General features: G+C 54.2%; 14 protein-coding genes and 1 riboswitch. Of the genes, 4 read left to right on the top strand and 10 right to left on the bottom strand.

The features are described 5' to 3' along the window. Positions 1 to 80: 80 nt before the first annotated feature. Both DBZ16_RS13645 and DBZ16_RS13640 read right to left on the bottom strand, forming a co-directional pair. Entirely contained in the window at positions 81 to 881 is an 801-nt protein-coding gene (locus DBZ16_RS13645; RefSeq protein ID WP_101810575.1) for a ChaN family lipoprotein, read from the bottom strand. 58 nt (positions 882 to 939) lie between these two features. Next, complete coding sequence (locus tag DBZ16_RS13640) at positions 940 to 3165, bottom strand: TonB-dependent receptor domain-containing protein (protein WP_101810576.1); 2226 nt, start codon at positions 3163 to 3165, stop codon at positions 940 to 942. A gap of 403 nt (positions 3166 to 3568) precedes the next feature. Here DBZ16_RS13640 and ileS point away from each other — a divergent pair, with 403 nt between their 5' ends. Next, a complete protein-coding gene (ileS, locus tag DBZ16_RS13630; RefSeq protein WP_107814372.1) occupies positions 3569 to 6361 on the top strand; it encodes an isoleucine--tRNA ligase in 2793 nt (930 codons plus the stop codon). Between the two features lie 212 nt (positions 6362 to 6573). Here the strand turns inward: ileS and DBZ16_RS13625 are convergent, their stop codons facing one another. Beyond that, on the bottom strand, positions 6574 to 7068 hold the full coding sequence (locus DBZ16_RS13625; protein WP_107814371.1) for a DMP19 family protein: 495 nt from the start codon (positions 7066 to 7068) through the stop codon (positions 6574 to 6576). 160 nt (positions 7069 to 7228) lie between these two features. Here DBZ16_RS13625 and DBZ16_RS13620 point away from each other — a divergent pair, with 160 nt between their 5' ends. Further along, complete coding sequence (locus DBZ16_RS13620; RefSeq protein WP_107814370.1) at positions 7229 to 7420, top strand: zinc-finger domain-containing protein; 192 nt, start codon at positions 7229 to 7231, stop codon at positions 7418 to 7420. A gap of 6 nt (positions 7421 to 7426) precedes the next feature. Then, positions 7427 to 7774, top strand: coding sequence for a hypothetical protein (locus DBZ16_RS13615; RefSeq protein ID WP_107814369.1), 348 nt, complete (start codon positions 7427 to 7429; stop codon positions 7772 to 7774). A gap of 248 nt (positions 7775 to 8022) precedes the next feature. On the opposite strand, the gene DBZ16_RS13610 is transcribed toward DBZ16_RS13615, so the two are convergent. The 7 genes from DBZ16_RS13610 to metK form a co-directional block, all read right to left on the bottom strand. After that, positions 8023 to 8847 carry an undecaprenyl-diphosphate phosphatase gene (locus DBZ16_RS13610; protein WP_107814368.1) on the bottom strand — a complete coding sequence of 275 codons (825 nt, stop codon included), beginning with the start codon at positions 8845 to 8847 and terminating at the stop codon, positions 8023 to 8025. A 368-nt stretch (positions 8848 to 9215) separates the two neighbouring features. Continuing rightward, positions 9216 to 9860, bottom strand: coding sequence for a thiol:disulfide interchange protein DsbA/DsbL (locus DBZ16_RS13605; RefSeq protein ID WP_107814367.1), 645 nt, complete (start codon positions 9858 to 9860; stop codon positions 9216 to 9218). Positions 9861 to 9870: 10 nt separating this feature from the next. Next, positions 9871 to 10968 (bottom strand): SPOR domain-containing protein, encoded by a 1098-nt coding sequence (locus DBZ16_RS13600; RefSeq protein WP_107814366.1) that lies wholly within the window; start codon positions 10966 to 10968, stop codon positions 9871 to 9873. Between the two features lie 303 nt (positions 10969 to 11271). Beyond that, positions 11272 to 12768 (bottom strand): YifB family Mg chelatase-like AAA ATPase, encoded by a 1497-nt coding sequence (locus DBZ16_RS13595; RefSeq protein WP_107814365.1) that lies wholly within the window; start codon positions 12766 to 12768, stop codon positions 11272 to 11274. Between the two features lie 13 nt (positions 12769 to 12781). Beyond that, positions 12782 to 13102, bottom strand: coding sequence for an accessory factor UbiK family protein (locus DBZ16_RS13590; protein ID WP_070539180.1), 321 nt, complete (start codon positions 13100 to 13102; stop codon positions 12782 to 12784). A gap of 202 nt (positions 13103 to 13304) precedes the next feature. Next, entirely contained in the window at positions 13305 to 14369 is a 1065-nt protein-coding gene (locus DBZ16_RS13585) for a DUF1176 domain-containing protein (RefSeq protein ID WP_107814364.1), read from the bottom strand. Between the two features lie 175 nt (positions 14370 to 14544). After that, positions 14545 to 15714 carry a methionine adenosyltransferase gene (gene metK / locus DBZ16_RS13580; RefSeq protein WP_049224311.1) on the bottom strand — a complete coding sequence of 390 codons (1170 nt, stop codon included), beginning with the start codon at positions 15712 to 15714 and terminating at the stop codon, positions 14545 to 14547. A 191-nt stretch (positions 15715 to 15905) separates the two neighbouring features. Continuing rightward, positions 15906 to 16015, bottom strand: a riboswitch (SAM-I-IV-variant riboswitch). A gap of 92 nt (positions 16016 to 16107) precedes the next feature. On the opposite strand from metK, the gene DBZ16_RS13575 reads away from it, so the two are divergent. Further along, a complete protein-coding gene (locus tag DBZ16_RS13575) occupies positions 16108 to 17157 on the top strand; it encodes an FAD:protein FMN transferase (RefSeq protein ID WP_159070336.1) in 1050 nt (349 codons plus the stop codon). Positions 17158 to 17164 lie beyond the last annotated feature (7 nt).

The raw sequence follows: 17164 nt of genomic DNA, 5'->3' as shown, positions 1-17164 counted from the left end.
CTTCTAAAACATAAGAAACAGGCTGTCGGATTCGAGAATCCAACCTACGTTTTCAGACGACCTGTATCTTGACTGCACGTCTATTTCACATACCAAATAAAATCGCCATGTTCGTTTTCGGGGCTGTTGGCAGGGTCGGCGAGTATCACGACCTTCACTTTGCCGCCATAGCCCGCATCGCGCAGAAACAAGGGGACGCCGAGCTGCTTGGACGTATGTATCGCGCCCGCCAGCATCCAGGCGGGTTTGGGCGCGGCAATCAGGTTTTGCGCCATTGTGTGGTCTTTAAACTGCTGCATGGACACCAGCCCGTCAGTGCTGCCGTGGTTGCCGCCCATGATTTTGCCCAACGCCTCGCGTACGCGCGCATCGCCGCCCGCTTTCCCTTGCGGCACGAACGAAGCTGCCTGTCGCACGGCGGCGCGATCGGGGTTTGCTGCCAAAACTTTGGCTTTTTGTCCCATCAGAAAATGGACGAGCGTGCTGTAATCCTGCCATTGCCATGCGTTGTTCCAGCCCATTTTTTCATTCAGGCGGCGCGGCGTGGTTTTACCGCCCGACTGCATCCATGCCTGCACTTCGCCAACCTGCCGCTGCTGCGAAGCGTCCAGCATTTCCAAAAGCACCGAGCCTGACTGCCTTGCATCGGCAGTCTGAGCCAACAGCCATGTTTCCGCGTTGTGGTGCGCCGCTTCGTCGTGTTTCTCGCCGATTAAGACGACATCCGCCTGCTTCAACTGCTGCACCAAAGCTTCGGGCGCAATTTCCCGCCCCGCCTGCGTATCGTAAATCCGCCCTTGCGGTGCGGCGGCGTGGACGGTGGCTGCCGCAAACAGCCAAGCGGCAGCGGCGAGCCTGTATAAAATCGGTTTGAACATCATGTTTGTCCTGTCGGTTTGGGGTCGTCTGAAACGACGTTTGCGCTTTTCAGACGACCTTTTAGAATTTCAAGGTCAGACCGCCGTATATCGTCCGCCCGCGTCCCGTGCCTTGGTTGACGTTGTTGCCCTCGCCCAAATTGCCTGTGGCGAGTGTGCCGCCGCTGAGCGGGTAGTTGTAAACGCGGTTGGTCAGGTTGTCGATATTAAAGAAAAAACGCAGGTTTTTACGCGCCTGCCAAGTGGCGTAAAGATCGATAATTTTGGGATTGCCGGCAACTTGGCGGGTCGTCTGAACCTGAGTATCGACATCCACGCCTTCAGCCACGGTGTCTTTGCCCGTATAGCTGATGCGCGTGCCGACTGTCAGGCGGTTGTCCAGCCAGCGCGTTCCCGCATCCACCATCCAAACGCTGGAAGGCATGGCGCGGATATGGGAGAAGCCCAAATCGGCAAGGAAATCATGCGGGAAGGTGGTGCGCGTTTTGCTCCACGCGAGATTGATGTAGCCGCGCCCGAAGTCGTAACCGCCTTCGATTTCCCAACCGCGCATTTTGGTGGTGTCGGGCATATTGCGGAACACGCCTATCGTGTTGCTGTCGCTGCCGACCGCCTCGTCGATGGTGCAACGCTGTACGCCGTTGTCCCGACAGATATAAAACTGGTCTTGGACGATATAGTTTTTCACGCGGTTGTTGAAATAACCGACTTTCAAGTTGAGAGTGTCGTCCGCTTTCCAAATGCCTTGTTTGTGGATATTGAAGCCGATGTCGCGGTTGAACGAAGATTCGCCCTTCAAATACGGATTGACCGAATACGGGCTACCTTGGACGTTGTTGACGTACATGAATTCCTGCACGGTCGGGCTGCGGCTACTTTTGCCGATATTGGCGTAAACCTGCAACCAGTCCCACGGCTTGTAAGCGACGCCAAAACGCGGATTCAGATGGTCTTCTTTGCGGTTGAACCGGATGTCGCCGCCGCGCGGCAGGATAATCGCGCCGTCGTCGTCGGTCGGCGGCAGATAGCCGCGCAAGCCGTAGCGTTCATAGCCCAAACCGGCATGAAGCGTCCATTTTCCGGGTTTCCACTCGGCATCGAAAAATGCGCTGTCGAGGTTTTGTTTGCCTTCGGCAAGCAGCATGGTGTTGTTTTCGTAATTGCTGTTGTAGCGCGTACGCATGAATTTCGCGCCGTAGTTCAACGACAATTCGCTGTTGCCTATGTCGGTGGTCGAGCGGTTTTGCAGGGTCAGCGAAGTGGTCGGGCTGCGCGTGGTGCGTCCGACGTAGTCTTCACGCGCGCTTTCGCCCTGCAAAAACTTCTGCCGCGCATTGCTGAAAGATGCGTCAAGTTGGAGATCCACCCAGTCGGACAAAGGGTTGTAGCGGTATTTCAGCAAACCCGTCTGCGTATTGACCTGCAAAGGGCTGTGGTTGTTGGTGAAGCGCGCACGGTTCATCATATGCCCGAGGATAATGCTGTGGTAACGGTTGGGGCGGATGTGCAACTTGTTGAGCGTACCCCACGAACGGATGCCGCTTTCCGCCGCCGTATCCGCGTCGAACTCATCGCCGGTAATCACTTCGCCCGCACCGTTTTTATAGCCGCTCTTGCGCTTGCCGCTGATCGCACTGAGAAAGCCGATGCTGCCGCCGTTTTCAAATTCGTGGCGGACCGCCGCGCCCATCATGCCGTTTTTGCCGTAGCCGTTCGTACCTTGACGATAGGTCGTCTGAAAACCGAATTTGCGGTCTTTGGCAACCAAATCGTCCACATCCAGCGTCCGCAATTCGGCATTGCCCGCCAAGGCGTTCACACCGCCCACGCCGGCAACCGAACCGCGCGATACATCGATACCCGCAATAAAGTTCTCATCGACGTAAGTCGTGTTGCCGTTCCAACCGTGCGCCGGATTGGCTTGGAAAAAGGTCTGCGTCACGCCGTCCACCGTCGTATTCACGCGCCCGAAGCCTTCCAGTCCGCGGATGTTGACGGCAAAACCGCCCTGCCCCAAATCATGTTGCGTAAACGTACCGGGCATGGTACGGATCAGCGTGTTCGCATCCTGCCCCAATTCGTCCGCATCGCGGTGGCTGACCGCAGAAGGCGTTCGAAACGGCTTGTCCGCACGCTTCCCGCGCACTTCAACCGTCGGCAGTACGCCCACGGCAGCGGCACGGTATTCGTCGGCAGCAATTTGATTATTGGAAGATTCGGCAAAAGCAGAAGCAGGAATAGCGGAAACTGCTAGAAAAAGAAGGGTAAATTTTGATTTGAAAAGCATTGCTTGAGTATGTCGCCTAGTTTGAAGTTTAAGGGACGAGCAGACGCAAAACGCAAGTGAACCGCAGGATGTTTTGCAAAAGTAATGAAATTAAATTCATCTATTTATAATATTAATGATATAGATTATCATTTAATTTTGACATCGGGTCAATCTTCATTAAAAAAGTAACGAAAAATCAAAGCAAATCGAGACTATGCCGCCTCGGTTGAATGTGCATCCGTCAAACCGCAAAATTTACGACAAAACCGACTCATCCACCCTTGCGCCAAGCCCCAAGCTTTCGTCCAAACCCCTTATAAAAACAATACAATTCGGCTACAATAGCCCTTTGCATTTTTTCAGACGACCTTAGCGAAACGCCGTCTGAAACCGAAATACCGAAACCATAGAGAATCACAACATGACCGATTACAGCAAAACCGTAAACCTGCTCGAAAGCCCGTTTCCGATGCGCGGCAACCTTGCCAAGCGCGAGCCTGCGTGGCTGAAAAGCTGGTACGAGCACAAACGCTATCAAAAACTGCGCGAAATCGCCAAAGGCCGTCCGAAATTCATCCTGCACGACGGCCCGCCGTATGCCAACGGCGACATCCACATCGGTCATGCCGTCAACAAAATCCTCAAAGACATCATTATCCGCAGCAAAACCCAAGCCGGTTTCGACGCGCCTTATGTGCCGGGCTGGGACTGCCACGGTCTGCCCATCGAAGTGATGGTGGAAAAGCTGCACGGCAAAGACATGCCCAAAGCGCGTTTCCGCGAATTGTGCCGCGAATATGCCGCCGAACAGGTTGCCCGCCAGAAAAAAGACTTCATCCGTCTGGGCGTATTGGGCGACTGGGACAACCCCTACCTGACCATGGATTTCAAAACCGAGGCGGATACCGTGCGTATGCTCGGCGAAATCTACAAATCGGGCTATCTCTACCGCGGCGCGAAACCGGTTCAGTTCTGCTTGGACTGCGGCTCTTCGCTGGCGGAAGCGGAAGTGGAATACAAAGACAAAGTATCGCCTGCGATTGACGTTGCCTATCCGTTTAAAGACACCGCCGCGCTTGCCGCCGCATTCGGTTTGTCAGGCATCGAAGGCAAAGCGTTTGCCGTCATCTGGACGACCACGCCTTGGACGCTGCCCGCGAGCCAAGCCGTATCTGCGGGTGCGGACGTGGTTTACCAACTGATTGATACGCCCAAAGGCAAATTGGTATTGGCGAAAGATTTGGCGGAAGACACGCTCAAACGCTACGGCTTCGTTTCAGACGACCTCAGCGTCCTCGCGGAAACCACCGGCGACAAGCTGGAAAACCTGCACATGAACCATCCGTTCCTCGAACGCGATATTCCCATGCTCAACGGCGAACACGTTACCACCGACGCCGGTACGGGCTTGGTGCACACCGCCCCCGCGCACGGTTTGGAAGACTACGCCGTCTGCAACAAATACGGCATCGAGCTTTACAACCCCGTCAACGCCGAAGGCAAATACATCAGCGAAACGCCGCGCGTCTCAGGCATGAGCGTTTGGGAGGCGAACCCCGTCATCCTGCAATGGCTGGAAGAAACCGGCAACCTCTTGGCAAGCAGCAAAATCGAACACAGCTACGCCCACTGCTGGCGCCACAAAACCCCGCTAATTTACCGCGCGACGGGTCAGTGGTTTGTCGGCATGGACAAAGCCGGCAGCGACGGCAAAACCCTGCGCGACAAAGCCATTAAAGCCGTGGATGACACCGAATTCTTCCCGTCTTGGGGTCGCGCGCGCCTCGAAGCCATGATCGAAGGCCGCCCCGACTGGGTCGTTTCGCGCCAACGCTACTGGGGCACGCCGATGACCTTCTTCGTCCACAAAGAAACGGGCGAGCTGCATCCGAACTCCGCCGAGCTTCTGGAAAAAGTCGCCCTGAAAATCGAAGAAAAAGGCATCGAAGCATGGTTCTCACTCGATAAAAGCGAATTGTTGAGCGCAGAAGATTGCGAAAACTACGACAAACTTTCCGACACGATGGACGTATGGTTCGACTCCGGCTCGACCCATTATTCCGTCTTGAAACAGCGCGAAGAATTGGACTGGCCTGCCGATCTCTACCTCGAAGGCAGCGACCAACACCGCGGCTGGTTCCAATCCTCCATGTTGACCGGCTGCGCCTCTTCAATGGGCCGTGCCCCGTACAAACAGCTTCTGACCCACGGTTTCGTGGTTGACCAAAACGGCCGCAAAATGTCGAAATCCATCGGCAACGTCGTCGCGCCGCAAGAAGTCTATAACGAATTCGGCGCGGACATCCTGCGCCTGTGGGCGGCATCCACCGATTACAGCGGCGAATTGGCGATTTCCAAAGAAATCCTCAAACGCGTCACCGAAAGCTACCGCCGCATCCGCAACACCTTGAGCTTCCTGTTTGCCAACCTCAGCGATTTCGACCCGTTCGAACACACCGTACCGCAGGCGGACATGGTCGAAATCGACCGCTACGCCTTAGTGTTGGCGCGTCAGCTGCAAGAGCGTCTGGCGGGCGACTTCTATCCGCGTTATGCCTTCCACTTCGCCGTGAAAGACATCGTCGCCTTCTGCTCGGAAGACTTGGGCGCGTTCTACCTCGACATCCTGAAAGACCGCCTCTACACCACCCAAGCCGACAGCCACGCCCGCCGCAGCGCACAAACCGCCCTGTACCACATCACGCGCAGCCTGGTTCTCTTGATTGCACCGATTTTGTGCTTCACCGGCGAAGAAGCGTGGGACATCATCGGCGGCGGCGAAGAAGACAGCGTCCTCTTCCACACCTGGCACGAGTTCCCGCCCATCAACGAAAAAGCCGAAGCCGAACTGGTGAAAAAATGGACGGCAGTCCGCGAAGCGCGCGAAGCCGTAACCGCCGCCATCGAGCCTTTGCGCGCCGACAAAACCGTCGGTTCGTCCTTGCAGGCAGAAGCCGAAATCACCGCACCGGAAGCCACCGCCGACTACCTGAACGCCTTGGGCGAAGAATTGCGCTTTGCCCTCTTGGTGTCCAAAGTCGAAGTCAAAACCGGCAGCGAACTTGCCGTAACCGCCAAAGCCAGCGACGGCGAAAAATGCGAACGCTGCTGGCACTACACCCACGACATCGGCTCCGTCGCAGGTCATGAAACCATCTGCAAACGCTGCGCCGAGAATGTGGACGGCAAAGGCGAAGAACGGCATTACGCTTAAGGTCATCTGAAAAAAAGGTCGTCTGAAAACCGAATCAGGTTTTCAGACGACCTTTTGTTATCGACCTCCTACACAGGGAAATCCGTTCAATATTTCTTATAGTGGATTAAATTTAAACCAGTACGGCGTTGCCTCGCCTTGCCGTACTATTTGTACTGTCTGCGGCTTCGTCGCCTTGTCCTGATTTAAATTTAATCCACTATAACACCCCATCAATCTGCAATCTCTGCAAACTTCTCCCAATTTGCCAATACATACGCCACAGCCGCTGCCATATCGTCGTCCGCGATTTCGTAATATTCGCCGTCCAATTCCTCAAAATCGGGAAACTTAGCACGAATCTCGTCCAAAGATGCCCCGCTATCTGCCATTTCCTCGATTTTTGCGCCATCCAGCTCGTATAAAGCCTTCGCCTTATCCAAAATCTTAGGCGTCGGTTTAATCCGCCAGCGACGCAGGCTGTCGGCAACGGGGTTATGGAACACATATTCGCCGTAACCCGCCGCAATCAGTTGCACGAAGCCGCCCTCCTGCACTTGGCTGTCCAAATAGCAGTAAGCCGTCAGCGTGTGCTGCTCGTCGTTCAAACACCGCATTTCCTCATCGCCTGCCGCATCCGTATAATCCAAATACGCCGCGCTCAATGTGTAGAGAAATTCTGCCGCATCTTGAGGGTTCAAATCATCCTGCCGGAAAAGTGTCGTCATGTTAAAGCCCGTCTGAAATAAAGTGGATTTAAAGCTGATTTATAAAAACTGCATTATAACCAAAGCATTATCAAATCAAAACTTCTTTTCAGACGACCTTTTGCGCTGCACAAGAAGGCGATATATCGTACAATAAGGTCGGACTTACCAAGGAAAAATCATGAACGTAAACACCGAAACCGTCGTTATCCAGCCCAAAGACCTGCCGCTGCACTGCTCCGGCCCCAACCACGAAACTTGGAACGGTCATCCGCGCGTCTTCCTTCCGATTCAGTCCGACAGCGACATCGAATGCCCCTACTGCGGAACGCGTTACCATCTCGAAGGCCACATTCCCCACCACCATTATTGAGACGCTATGAAGAGATCCGCCCTCCTGCTGTTGCTCGGACTGTGTACCGCCTGCGGTTCGTATAAAGCCGTCCGCCCCGATGCCCCGCGCGCCGTCGTCGCCGAAGCGCAAAATAACACCATCCGCTATCAAGCCGCCGACGGCAGCCGCATCTCCGCCATCTACGTCAACAGCAACAGCCCGATGACGGTCGAGCTGCATCAGGGAAGTACGGTTGAAAAACTGACGCAGACCCATTCGATGACCAAAACCACGGAATACCGCAACGCAAGCACAAGATGGCAGCTTCAAGACGGCTTCGCCACGCTGACCCGCGGCGGTAAAACCGTCGTCTTTACTGAAATCATTGAATAATCCTGTCTGAAGTGTTTGTAAAAGGTTGTATGAAAAACCTTAAACGATGGTTTTCAGACGACCTTTACGTTGAAACAATAGTCCTCAACGTTCATTCCCGCGTATGGATTTAGCAGGACAAACTTTCAAAGGAACTACCTGAATCTATTGCGGGATTGTGTGTTCGGATAAATCAAAGGTCGTCTGAAACCTTGTTTTTGAGGTTTCAGACGACCTTTTATCATGTTCAGATTATCCCTGCTTCGACATCATGTAGTCCATTTGACCCAGCCCATCTGCGCAGTCAGCAGAATCAATCCGCCGAAGACGATGCGATAGTAGGCAAACGGAACATAGTTTTTGCTGGACACGAATTTCAGCAGCGATTTAATCGCCAGGAAACCTGCCAAGAAGGCGGCGATAAAACCGACGGCAATCAGACCGATATCCTGCAACGTGAAGAGTTCGTAATGTTTGAATACGTCATAGCCGGTGGCGGCAATCATCATCGGTACGGCGAGGAAGAAAGAAAATTCGGTCGCGGCTTTGCGCTCGATGCCCCACAGCATACCGCCCATAATCGTACTGCCCGAACGCGAAGTCCCCGGCACCAGCGCGCAAACTTGGGCGCAGCCGACCACAAGCGCGTCAATCGGGCGCATTTCGTCCACGCTTTTGACTTTAGGTTTGACTTTGCTTTGGCGTCTTTCGACCCACAGAATAAAGAGTCCGCCCAACACCAGCATGATGGCGACGATTTTTGGGTTAAACAGATATAATTTAATTTGTTTTCTAAACAGAAATCCCATCAAAGCGGCAGGCACGAACGCGATGGCAAGGTTCAGCACGAAGCGATTGGCGGCACGGTCTTTGCCCAGTCCGGACAAAACGGAAGTGAAACGCTGACGATACTCAAAAATTACGGCAAGCACCGCGCCCAGTTGAATGGCGATTTCAAATACTTTGCCGTTGCTGTGAAAATTAAGCAAATCGCCCAATACAATCAAGTGGCCGGTACTTGAAATCGGCAGAAATTCCGTCAAGCCTTCCACAATGCCCATAATCAGGGCTTTTAATAAAGTCAAAATGTCCATATTGCTTTCTTTTTTGGTTTTCAGACGACGTTTGCCCGTCTGGATTTCAGGATAAAGCGGTATCAGAATCAGAAAACTGCTGCGGGATGGCGGTGTTTTGCCCTATCCCTCAGCAGTATCGTTTTTATGGATTTTATAGTGGATTAAATTTAAACCAGTACGGCGTTGCCTCGCCTTAGCTCAAAGAGAACGATTCTCTAAGGTGCTGAAGCACCAAGTGAATCGGTTCCGTACTATCTGTACTGTCTGCGGCTTCGTCGCCTTGTCCTGATTTTTGTTAATCCATTATACGCCGCCCAAAACAAACAGACAGTTCGGAAACCGCCTTATCTTTTGCGGTCATTCCGAAACTGTCTGGATAAATTCCGTCAGCGCGCGGCTTTACTGGAACGCTCTTGGCGGACTTTATTAATCAGCTCGCCTATGATTTTCTGCCCATTCGCCCAATCGCTGCTGAATATGACCCGATATTTGCCTCCGACGATGACGTCCGGCGTGCCGTCGATACGGTAAGTCTCGGTCAGGCTTTGCATTTTTTTAGCGGCTGCGAGGCTCGCGGGCGCGTCGTATGCGGCAATCAGTTTTTTGCTGTCAAAGCTTTTTTGTGCCGCCGCCCAGCTTTTGAAAGTGGCGGTATCCGCCAAATTGATTTTCTGTTCGTGTACGGCTTTGAAAATAGCGGGGTTTGCCTGATACTTCAAACCCGAAGCGTTAACCGCCGCGGCAACCCGCGCCAAGCCCAACATTTCAGGCATCCAGACGACGTGTTCGGTACGCAGGTAAACATCTTTCGGGAAAGTTTTGCTGTACGACAGCAAGACAGGATCAAAGTTTTGGCAATGTACGCAGAAATAGCCGAAAAATTCCAAAACTTCGATTTTGGATGCGTCTTGTTGCGGAATCGGTTTGTTCAAAACCGTGTAATCCACGCCTTCGACCGCAGCCTGCGCGCTTGCGGAAAAGGCAAGCGCGAGGCTGAAGAGTACGGCTGCCGGTTTGGTTGTCCGTTTCATTGCCTCCTCCTTATTGAGCCGAACGCATCAGGCTGTTGATATTGTGTTTTTGCAAGTCTTTCTGAATGTTTTTCGCGGTTTCAGACGACATGCTGTTGCTTTGTACGCGGTAAACGGTTTTGTCGCCGTTGGTGCGCTCGACCACTTTGGACGAAATGCCCAGCATGGCGAGTTTGGCACGTTGCGCGTCGGCGCTGTTGCGGTCGGCGTACGAACCCATTTGCAGGATGACTTTTTTACCGCCTTCCGCAGTTTTGGCTTCGGCTTTGGTGTTGTCGGCTTTGGCGGTTTGTTTGTCCGCTTCGGCTTTCTTCACTTCTTTCGCCGCACCTTTATTCGCTTCCTGACGGGCTTTTTCAATGCTGCCGCTGTTCAGGATTTGTTCGGGAGTCGGTTTGTTGGTTTTTTTAGCTGTTTCGGTTTTCTTGGCTTCGGCGGCTTTCTTCTCTGCCGCTTTTTTCTCGGCAAGTTTGCGCTCGGCGCGCGCTTTTTGTTTGTCGGTCAACTCGGCTGCCTTTTTGGCTTTATCGGCGGCTTCTTTGTCGGCTTTGGCTTTTTCTGCGCGTTTTTTCGCAAGCTCTGCTTTTTTCTCGGCAAGTTTTTGTTTCAACTCGCGTTCGGCAGATTCTTTGTCTTCTTTTTCAGCTTCACGCAGAGCTTTTTCTGCTTCGCGGGCTTCGTCTTCCGCTTCGCGAACGGCACGCTCTTTTTCCGCTTTTTCTTTGTCTGCGCGCTCTTTGTCGACTTTGGCTTTATCTGCCTTTTCTTGCGCTTCTTTCTCAGCGCGTTCTTTTTCTTTGGCTGCCGCATCGTCATCGGCTTCGCTGCGTTTCTCTTCGGACTTGGCTTCTTCTACCGGACGCTCTTTCTCTACGGGAACGACGACAGGCTGCTCTTCAGCCTCAGGCTTAGCCTCAGGTTTGGATTTTTCCTGCGGCTTGAGGATTTCAGGCTCGGTTTGCTGTTTTTGCGGCTCGGTCGCGCCCTTGAAGGCGCTCGGGGTGTCTTGATTCAGAAAATACAGGATACCCCCGATCACGCCGGTGGCGAGGAGGAGGCCGAAGAAAAAGCCGAAAAGGCCTTTGCCGTATTGAGTGTTCTTATTCATGAGATACCTATATTGATGATGCCGTTCAGACGACCTTTTGGCGGCAGAGGAATCTGCTGCTGCCATCGGCAGGGACGGGTCATTTTATCAATATCCTTTATATTGGGCAAAAATGCGCCGTTTGTTTACATGGTTTTTACGAAAACCGCCGTGATGTTAGGACGCGCTGACAATTTATCAAAAACAGAATTTCCTTGATAAAACAGTACATTCCGCGCTTAAAACACCAGCAAGATACCCAACCTGTCTCGGCTTTTTACCTTGAATCTTCCATTTTCAGTATTCAAGGTCGTCTGAAAAATCTTACAACGCGCGGCGGAAGCTGACGGCTTTCAAAACATGGCTTCTGCCGACTTCTTCATCGCCCGCCAAATCTGCCAGCGTACGCGCCACGCGCATGATGCGGTGGAAGCTGCGGGCGGAGAGGGAGAGTTTTTCCAACAGGCTGCCCAAGGCTTCCTGCGCTTCTTTTTGGATGCGTGCGGACGTGTCGAGTTCACTGACGCTCAAGGCAGCATTCACCTTACCTTGCCGCGCGTATTGTTTGTCGCGGGCGGCGATCACGCGCTCTAACACACGGGCGCTGCTTTCCCCTGCTTCCTGCTGCATCAGTTCGGCGGCGGACAGGCTCGGAACTTCGATGGTCAAATCGATGCGGTCGAGCAGCGGGCCGGAAATCTTGCTGCGGTAACGTGCGACACTTTCGGGCGTGCAGCGGCAGGGTTTGACGGGATGCCCGAGATAGCCGCACGGACAAGGGTTCATGGCAGCGACGAGCTGGAATTTCGCCGGATAGACGGCTTGACGCGCCGCACGGGAAATGTGGATTTCGCCGTTTTCCAAAGGTTCGCGCAAAACTTCCAAAACTTTGCGGTCAAACTCGGGCAGCTCGTCCAAAAACAAAACGCCGTGATGCGCCAATGAAATTTCGCCCGGACGCGGGTCGGAACCGCCTCCGACCATGGCTGCCGAGCTGGCGCTATGGTGCGGGCTGCGGAAAGGACGGTGGCTGTCGAGTTGTTGTTGGTGGTTGGGCAGGAGCGAACGCAACGCCCATACTTCGACCAATTCGTCTTCGGTCAAAGGCGGCAGAATGCCGGGCAACCGTTGGGAAAGCATGGACTTACCCGTTCCCGGCGGCCCCATCATCAAGAGGCTGTGCCCACCCGCGGCGGCGATTTCCAAAGCAAGGCGGGCGGTGTGTTGACCTTTGACATCGATGAGGTCGGGCAGTTTGGCGTTTTCAGACGACCTCTGCGGAACTTGGCAGTCGGTTTGCGCCAAGGGTTCGATGCCGTTCAAATGGGCGGCGACTTCACCTAACGAACGCGCGCCGTAAACGGTAATGCCGCGCATCACGGCGGCTTGTTCTGCGTTTTCCTGCGGTAAAACAAAAGAACGTCCCGCCTGCATACCCTGCCACGCCATCGCCAACGCGCCGCGCACAGGGCGCAACATACCGGAAAGTGCCAATTCGCCGGCAAACTCGTATTGCGCGAGCTTTTCGGGTGCGATTTGTCCGGATGCGGCGAGGATGCCCAGCGCAATCGGCAGGTCGAAACGTCCCGATTCTTTGGGCAGGTCGGCGGGGGCGAGGTTGACGGTGATTTTTTTAGCGGGGAAGTCGAAGCCGCTTTGGATGATGGCGGCGCGCACGCGGTCGCGGCTTTCTTTGACTTCGGTGTCGGGCAATCCGACGATGTTGAAATGAGGCAGGCCGTTGGCAAGGTGGGCTTCCACTTCGACCAACGGCGCATTCATGCCGCTCAAGGCGCGGCTGTAAACCAAGGCAAGCGACATGTTTCAGACGACCTTATTCGCCGGCTTCGGTTTGTTGTTTGATCTCGTCGACGGCTTCTTGGGCTGCGGCTTGCGCGGCTTCCAATGCGGTCTGCTCCGGCTCTTGCGCGGCTTCAAGTTTTGCCAGACGCTCTTCCAGCTCGACCAGCTTGGTGCGGGTTTTAATCAAAACCTGCTGCTGGATGTCGAATTCCTCGCGCGTGACCAAGTCCATGCGGTTGAACGCGCTGCCGAGCATGGCTTTGACGTTTTTCTCCATGTCTTTGGCGGGGCTGTTGGCGATGGTTTCGCTGATTTTTGCGCTGACTTCTTCAAAGAGTTGTTTGCCGAACATAATCCGTATCCTTTATATCAGAATATATAAAATTCAAGCGGCTATTGTATAAGGAAAAAGGTCGTCTGAAAACGGGCATTCGATTCCCGCGTCTTTTCCCTTCAAAACATCGCCCATGTGTAGCAAATGCCCGCAAAATGACTCAATCTTGCGGGCATTTTTAAAACGGCTTTTGCCGTATGTCGTCGATATTCAGTGTGTTTTAACGCTCGACACGGGTATCAAAAATCGGCATCACCCACGCACCGCCGGTAAAGCCTTTGCATGAGCCGGTAGTGTGTTCGCCGCTGCGGACGAATGCCTTGCCGTCCCACACTGCCGTATTGCTTGTCCAGCAGTCGCCTATGCCGCGGCCTTTGAAGCTGCCGCTGAGGGTGGCTGTTTTCTCATCGAATCCGCCGTGTCCGCCGTATGTCATCGGCGGCAGCACTTGTTCGATTTTGGTCAATTCTTTATCGGCAATGGCATAGTAGCCGCTGGTTTGATACGCGCCGCCGATACAGATTGCCGAAATCAAAACCTGATGATCGTTGAGCGGATGGACATACAGGCTGCGGTTCCAATGCATTTGCTCTTTATTGTGCAGGGCGTAACAGTAATTATCGTCGCCTTCGGAAACGCGGTTGCTGTCGCTCAAGAGCTTCATGACGGCGCTGTGGCGCGGTGTGTCTTGTTCCAGTATATCGCCCGCTTTTTTCGGCACGACAACGGCGCGGATGACGGGTTTAGGCTGCGGGCTGAGGACTGCCTGACTGCTGTCGCCCTTGCGAATCAGCGCAGAAGGCGTATTCAGACGACCTTGGAATTCGTCCGCTTTCAACATTGCCGCCGCTGCGCCTTTGTCAGACAAATGCCATTCATATTTTCCGGCGCGGATGCTGATTTTGCTTTCTTTTTTCAACGCTTCGAGCAAGGCGTTGGTTTGCGCGCTGCTCAATTTGCCTGTGCCTTTTTTGTTCAACGCCAATTTGCCCAGTGATTTGCCGTTCAGCATCAATTCGCTGCGGGCTGCCACGCGGGCGAGTTGGCGGTCATCGTCGTTAAACGGCAGCAGGGAAACTTCACCGGCAACGGCGGCATTCGCGCCCGCTTGTCGGGTAAACAAGATGGAAACCGGCGTTTCTGTCTCTTCCGCCTGATATCCGGCGAGACGGCAGGTGCCGGTATTGTCGCAAGCAATGTCCCAGTCTTGGTAATTTTGATAAAAGCCTTGAGGCGGAGCGGCCAGTGCGGTGGCGGGCAAAACAGCCAGCAGCCATTTTTTCATGATGTATTCCTTCAGTTTTATTTTATTGGTGGATGGGTAAAAGACGGCGCGGTAAGGAAACACAGCGCCGCGCTGTTTTTTTGTAAAACATATGATACGTCGTTTGCCAAAAAGTTTTTGACTCGGGACGACAAAAGTCGTCTGAAACTCCCTTTCAGACGACCTTCATGCTTCTTTATACGCCTGCGGCTGCTTTCAATGCGGCTGCTTTGTCAGTGCGCTCCCAAGTAAATTCGGGCTCTTCGCGCCCGAAGTGTCCGTATGCGGCGGATTTGCCATAAATCGGGCGCAAGAGGTCGAGCATTTGGACAATGCCTTTGGGGCGCAGGTCGAAATGTTCGCGAACTAAGGCAATCAGTTTGTCTTCGCTGATTTTGCCTGTACCGAAAGTATCGATGGAAATCGAGGTCGGTTCGGCAACGCCGATGGCGTAGGAAACTTGAATCTGACATTGGGTTGCCAAACCGGCGGCAACGATGTTTTTCGCAACATAACGGCAGGCGTAAGCGGCGGAACGGTCCACTTTGGACGGGTCTTTGCCGGAGAATGCGCCGCCGCCGTGCGGAGCTGCGCCGCCATAGGTATCGACGATGATTTTACGTCCGGTCAGACCGCAGTCGCCTTGCGGGCCGCCGATGACGAAGCGGCCGGTCGGGTTGATCAGGTATTTGGTTTCGGCAGTCAGCATTTCGGGCGGCAGAACGGGTTTGATAATCTGCTCGATCACGGCTTTGCTCAGTTCTTCATGGCTGATTGCAGGGTCGTGCTGGGTGGACAGGACGACGGTGTCGATGCGTTTTACTTTGCCGGTTTCGCTGTCGTAAACCACGGTCAGCTGCGCTTTTGCGTCGGGACGCAGCCACGGCAGGCGGCCGTCTTTGCGCAATTCGCTTTGACGCTGCATCAGGCGGTGGCTGTAATAGATGGCAAACGGCATCAGGGTCGGGGTTTCGTCGCAGGCGTAGCCGAACATCAGGCCTTGGTCGCCCGCGCCTTGGTTCAGGTCGATGCCTTCGCCTTCGTTCACGCCTTGGGCAATGTCGGGGGATTGCTGGTCGTAGTACACGCCGACCGCGCAGCCGTTGGCGTCAAAGCCCAGCTCGGACGAGTTGTAGCCGATGCGTTTGATGGTTTCGCGTGCGACCTTGATGTAGTCCACATGGGCGGTGGTGGTGATTTCGCCCGCCAACACGCACAAACCGGTGTTTACCAGAGTTTCCGCCGCGACGCGCGCTTTGGGGTCTTGTGCCAAAACCGCATCCAGAATCGCATCGGACACTTGGTCGGCTACTTTGTCCGGATGGCCTTCGGAAACCGATTCGGAAGTAAACAGATATTCGCTCATTTCAATATTTTCCTTCAAAAACAAGCCGTCTGCTTTCAGACGACCTGTTGTTTCAATATACGTCCCACAACGGAAATCATAACAAAATTTCCACCTGCACTCCATCCAAATGATAAATATTCCCACTTGGATAAAGCGGTTCGGAATCCTGCCCGTACAGAACATACGGGCAAAAAAATTCCCGCATCAAGCGGGGGGATTTGAATTGCCCTCTCGGACCACATCGGCTTTGCAGCCGTCCACCTTACCTTTCCGTCTGAAAAGCAGGTTGGCATGGAATTCCCAACTCTTAATGCAGCGCGGATGTTAGCAGAAAAGCCCCGCCCCCGCAAGCCGCGCGCTCTTGCGTTTTACGTTACAATACGTCGTCTGAAAACACCCGAACACCCTATCATGCACCTGCCCTCCGCCATTCCCGCCCTTGCCACCGCCCTCGCCCTTACCCTGCCCTTGGGCGCGTGCGGCAAAAAAACATCCGAACAAACCGTGCTTCAGGGCGAAACGATGGGTACGACCTATACCGTCAAATACCTTTCAGACGACCTCCCCAACCCGCCCGCGCCCGAAGCCGTGAAAAAGCAGATTGACGACGCACTCGAAGAGGTCAACCGCCAAATGTCCACCTACCGCGAAGACTCCGAAATCAGCCGCTTCAACCAAATGCGCGAGACCCTCAAACCCATGCCCGTTTCCGCCGATTTCGCCGCCGTTACCGTCGAAGCCTTACGCCTCAACCGCCTCACACAAGGCGCGCTCGACGTAACCGTCGGCCCGCTCGTCAACCTTTGGGGCTTCGGACCGAACAAAGAAATCACCCGCGAACCCACCCAGGCCGAAATCGACAAAGCCGCCGCCCAAACCGGTACGGACAAAATCATCCTCACGCAAAACGGCAAACAAGCCACGCTCGCCAAAACCCAACCCGAAGCCTATCTCGACCTCTCCTCCATCGCTAAAGGCTTCGGCGTGGACAAAGTAGCAGGCGAACTTGAAAAACTCGGCATCCAAAACTACCTTGTCGAAATCGGCGGCGAACTGCACGGCAAAGGCCGCAACGCCCAAGGCGAGCCTTGGCGTATCGGCATCGAACAGCCTAACATCGTCCAAGGCGGCAACACCCAAATCGTCGTCCCCCTCGACAACCGCTCCCTCGCCACTTCTGGCGACTACCGCATTTTCCACGTTGACCCGCAAGGCAGGCGGCTGTCCCACATCATCGATCCCAAAACCCGCCGCCCGCTTTCGCACCGCCTCGCCTCCATCAGCGTCGTCGCCGACAACGCCACCACCGCAGACGGCCTGTCCACCGGACTTTTCGTACTCGGCGAAACCGAAGCCCTCAAACTTGCCGAACAGCAAAACCTCGCCGTTTTCCTGATTATCCGCGACCAAAACGGCTACCATACCGAAATGTCCGGCGCGTTTAAAAAACTACTCCATTAATACCCGC

The organism is Neisseria sicca (genome assembly GCF_003044565.1).
Lineage (GTDB): Bacteria > Pseudomonadota > Gammaproteobacteria > Burkholderiales > Neisseriaceae > Neisseria > Neisseria sicca_A.
This window is presented reverse-complemented; position numbering and strand designations above follow the sequence as displayed.

Bases quoted from the DNA above. Each gene is read 5' to 3' on its own strand.
- DBZ16_RS13645 (WP_101810575.1), bottom strand. From the start codon at position 881: ATGATGTTCAAACCGATTTTATACAGGCTCGCCGCTGCCGCTTGGCTG.
- DBZ16_RS13640 (WP_101810576.1), bottom strand. From the start codon at position 3,165: ATGCTTTTCAAATCAAAATTTACCCTTCTTTTTCTAGCAGTTTCCGCT.
- ileS (WP_107814372.1), top strand. From the start codon at position 3,569: ATGACCGATTACAGCAAAACCGTAAACCTGCTCGAAAGCCCGTTTCCG.
- DBZ16_RS13625 (WP_107814371.1), bottom strand. From the start codon at position 7,068: ATGACGACACTTTTCCGGCAGGATGATTTGAACCCTCAAGATGCGGCA.
- DBZ16_RS13620 (WP_107814370.1), top strand. From the start codon at position 7,229: ATGAACGTAAACACCGAAACCGTCGTTATCCAGCCCAAAGACCTGCCG.
- DBZ16_RS13615 (WP_107814369.1), top strand. From the start codon at position 7,427: ATGAAGAGATCCGCCCTCCTGCTGTTGCTCGGACTGTGTACCGCCTGC.
- DBZ16_RS13610 (WP_107814368.1), bottom strand. From the start codon at position 8,847: ATGGACATTTTGACTTTATTAAAAGCCCTGATTATGGGCATTGTGGAA.
- DBZ16_RS13605 (WP_107814367.1), bottom strand. From the start codon at position 9,860: ATGAAACGGACAACCAAACCGGCAGCCGTACTCTTCAGCCTCGCGCTT.
- DBZ16_RS13600 (WP_107814366.1), bottom strand. From the start codon at position 10,968: ATGAATAAGAACACTCAATACGGCAAAGGCCTTTTCGGCTTTTTCTTC.
- DBZ16_RS13595 (WP_107814365.1), bottom strand. From the start codon at position 12,768: ATGTCGCTTGCCTTGGTTTACAGCCGCGCCTTGAGCGGCATGAATGCG.
- DBZ16_RS13590 (WP_070539180.1), bottom strand. From the start codon at position 13,102: ATGTTCGGCAAACAACTCTTTGAAGAAGTCAGCGCAAAAATCAGCGAA.
- DBZ16_RS13585 (WP_107814364.1), bottom strand. From the start codon at position 14,369: ATGAAAAAATGGCTGCTGGCTGTTTTGCCCGCCACCGCACTGGCCGCT.
- metK (WP_049224311.1), bottom strand. From the start codon at position 15,714: ATGAGCGAATATCTGTTTACTTCCGAATCGGTTTCCGAAGGCCATCCG.
- DBZ16_RS13575 (WP_159070336.1), top strand. From the start codon at position 16,108: ATGCACCTGCCCTCCGCCATTCCCGCCCTTGCCACCGCCCTCGCCCTT.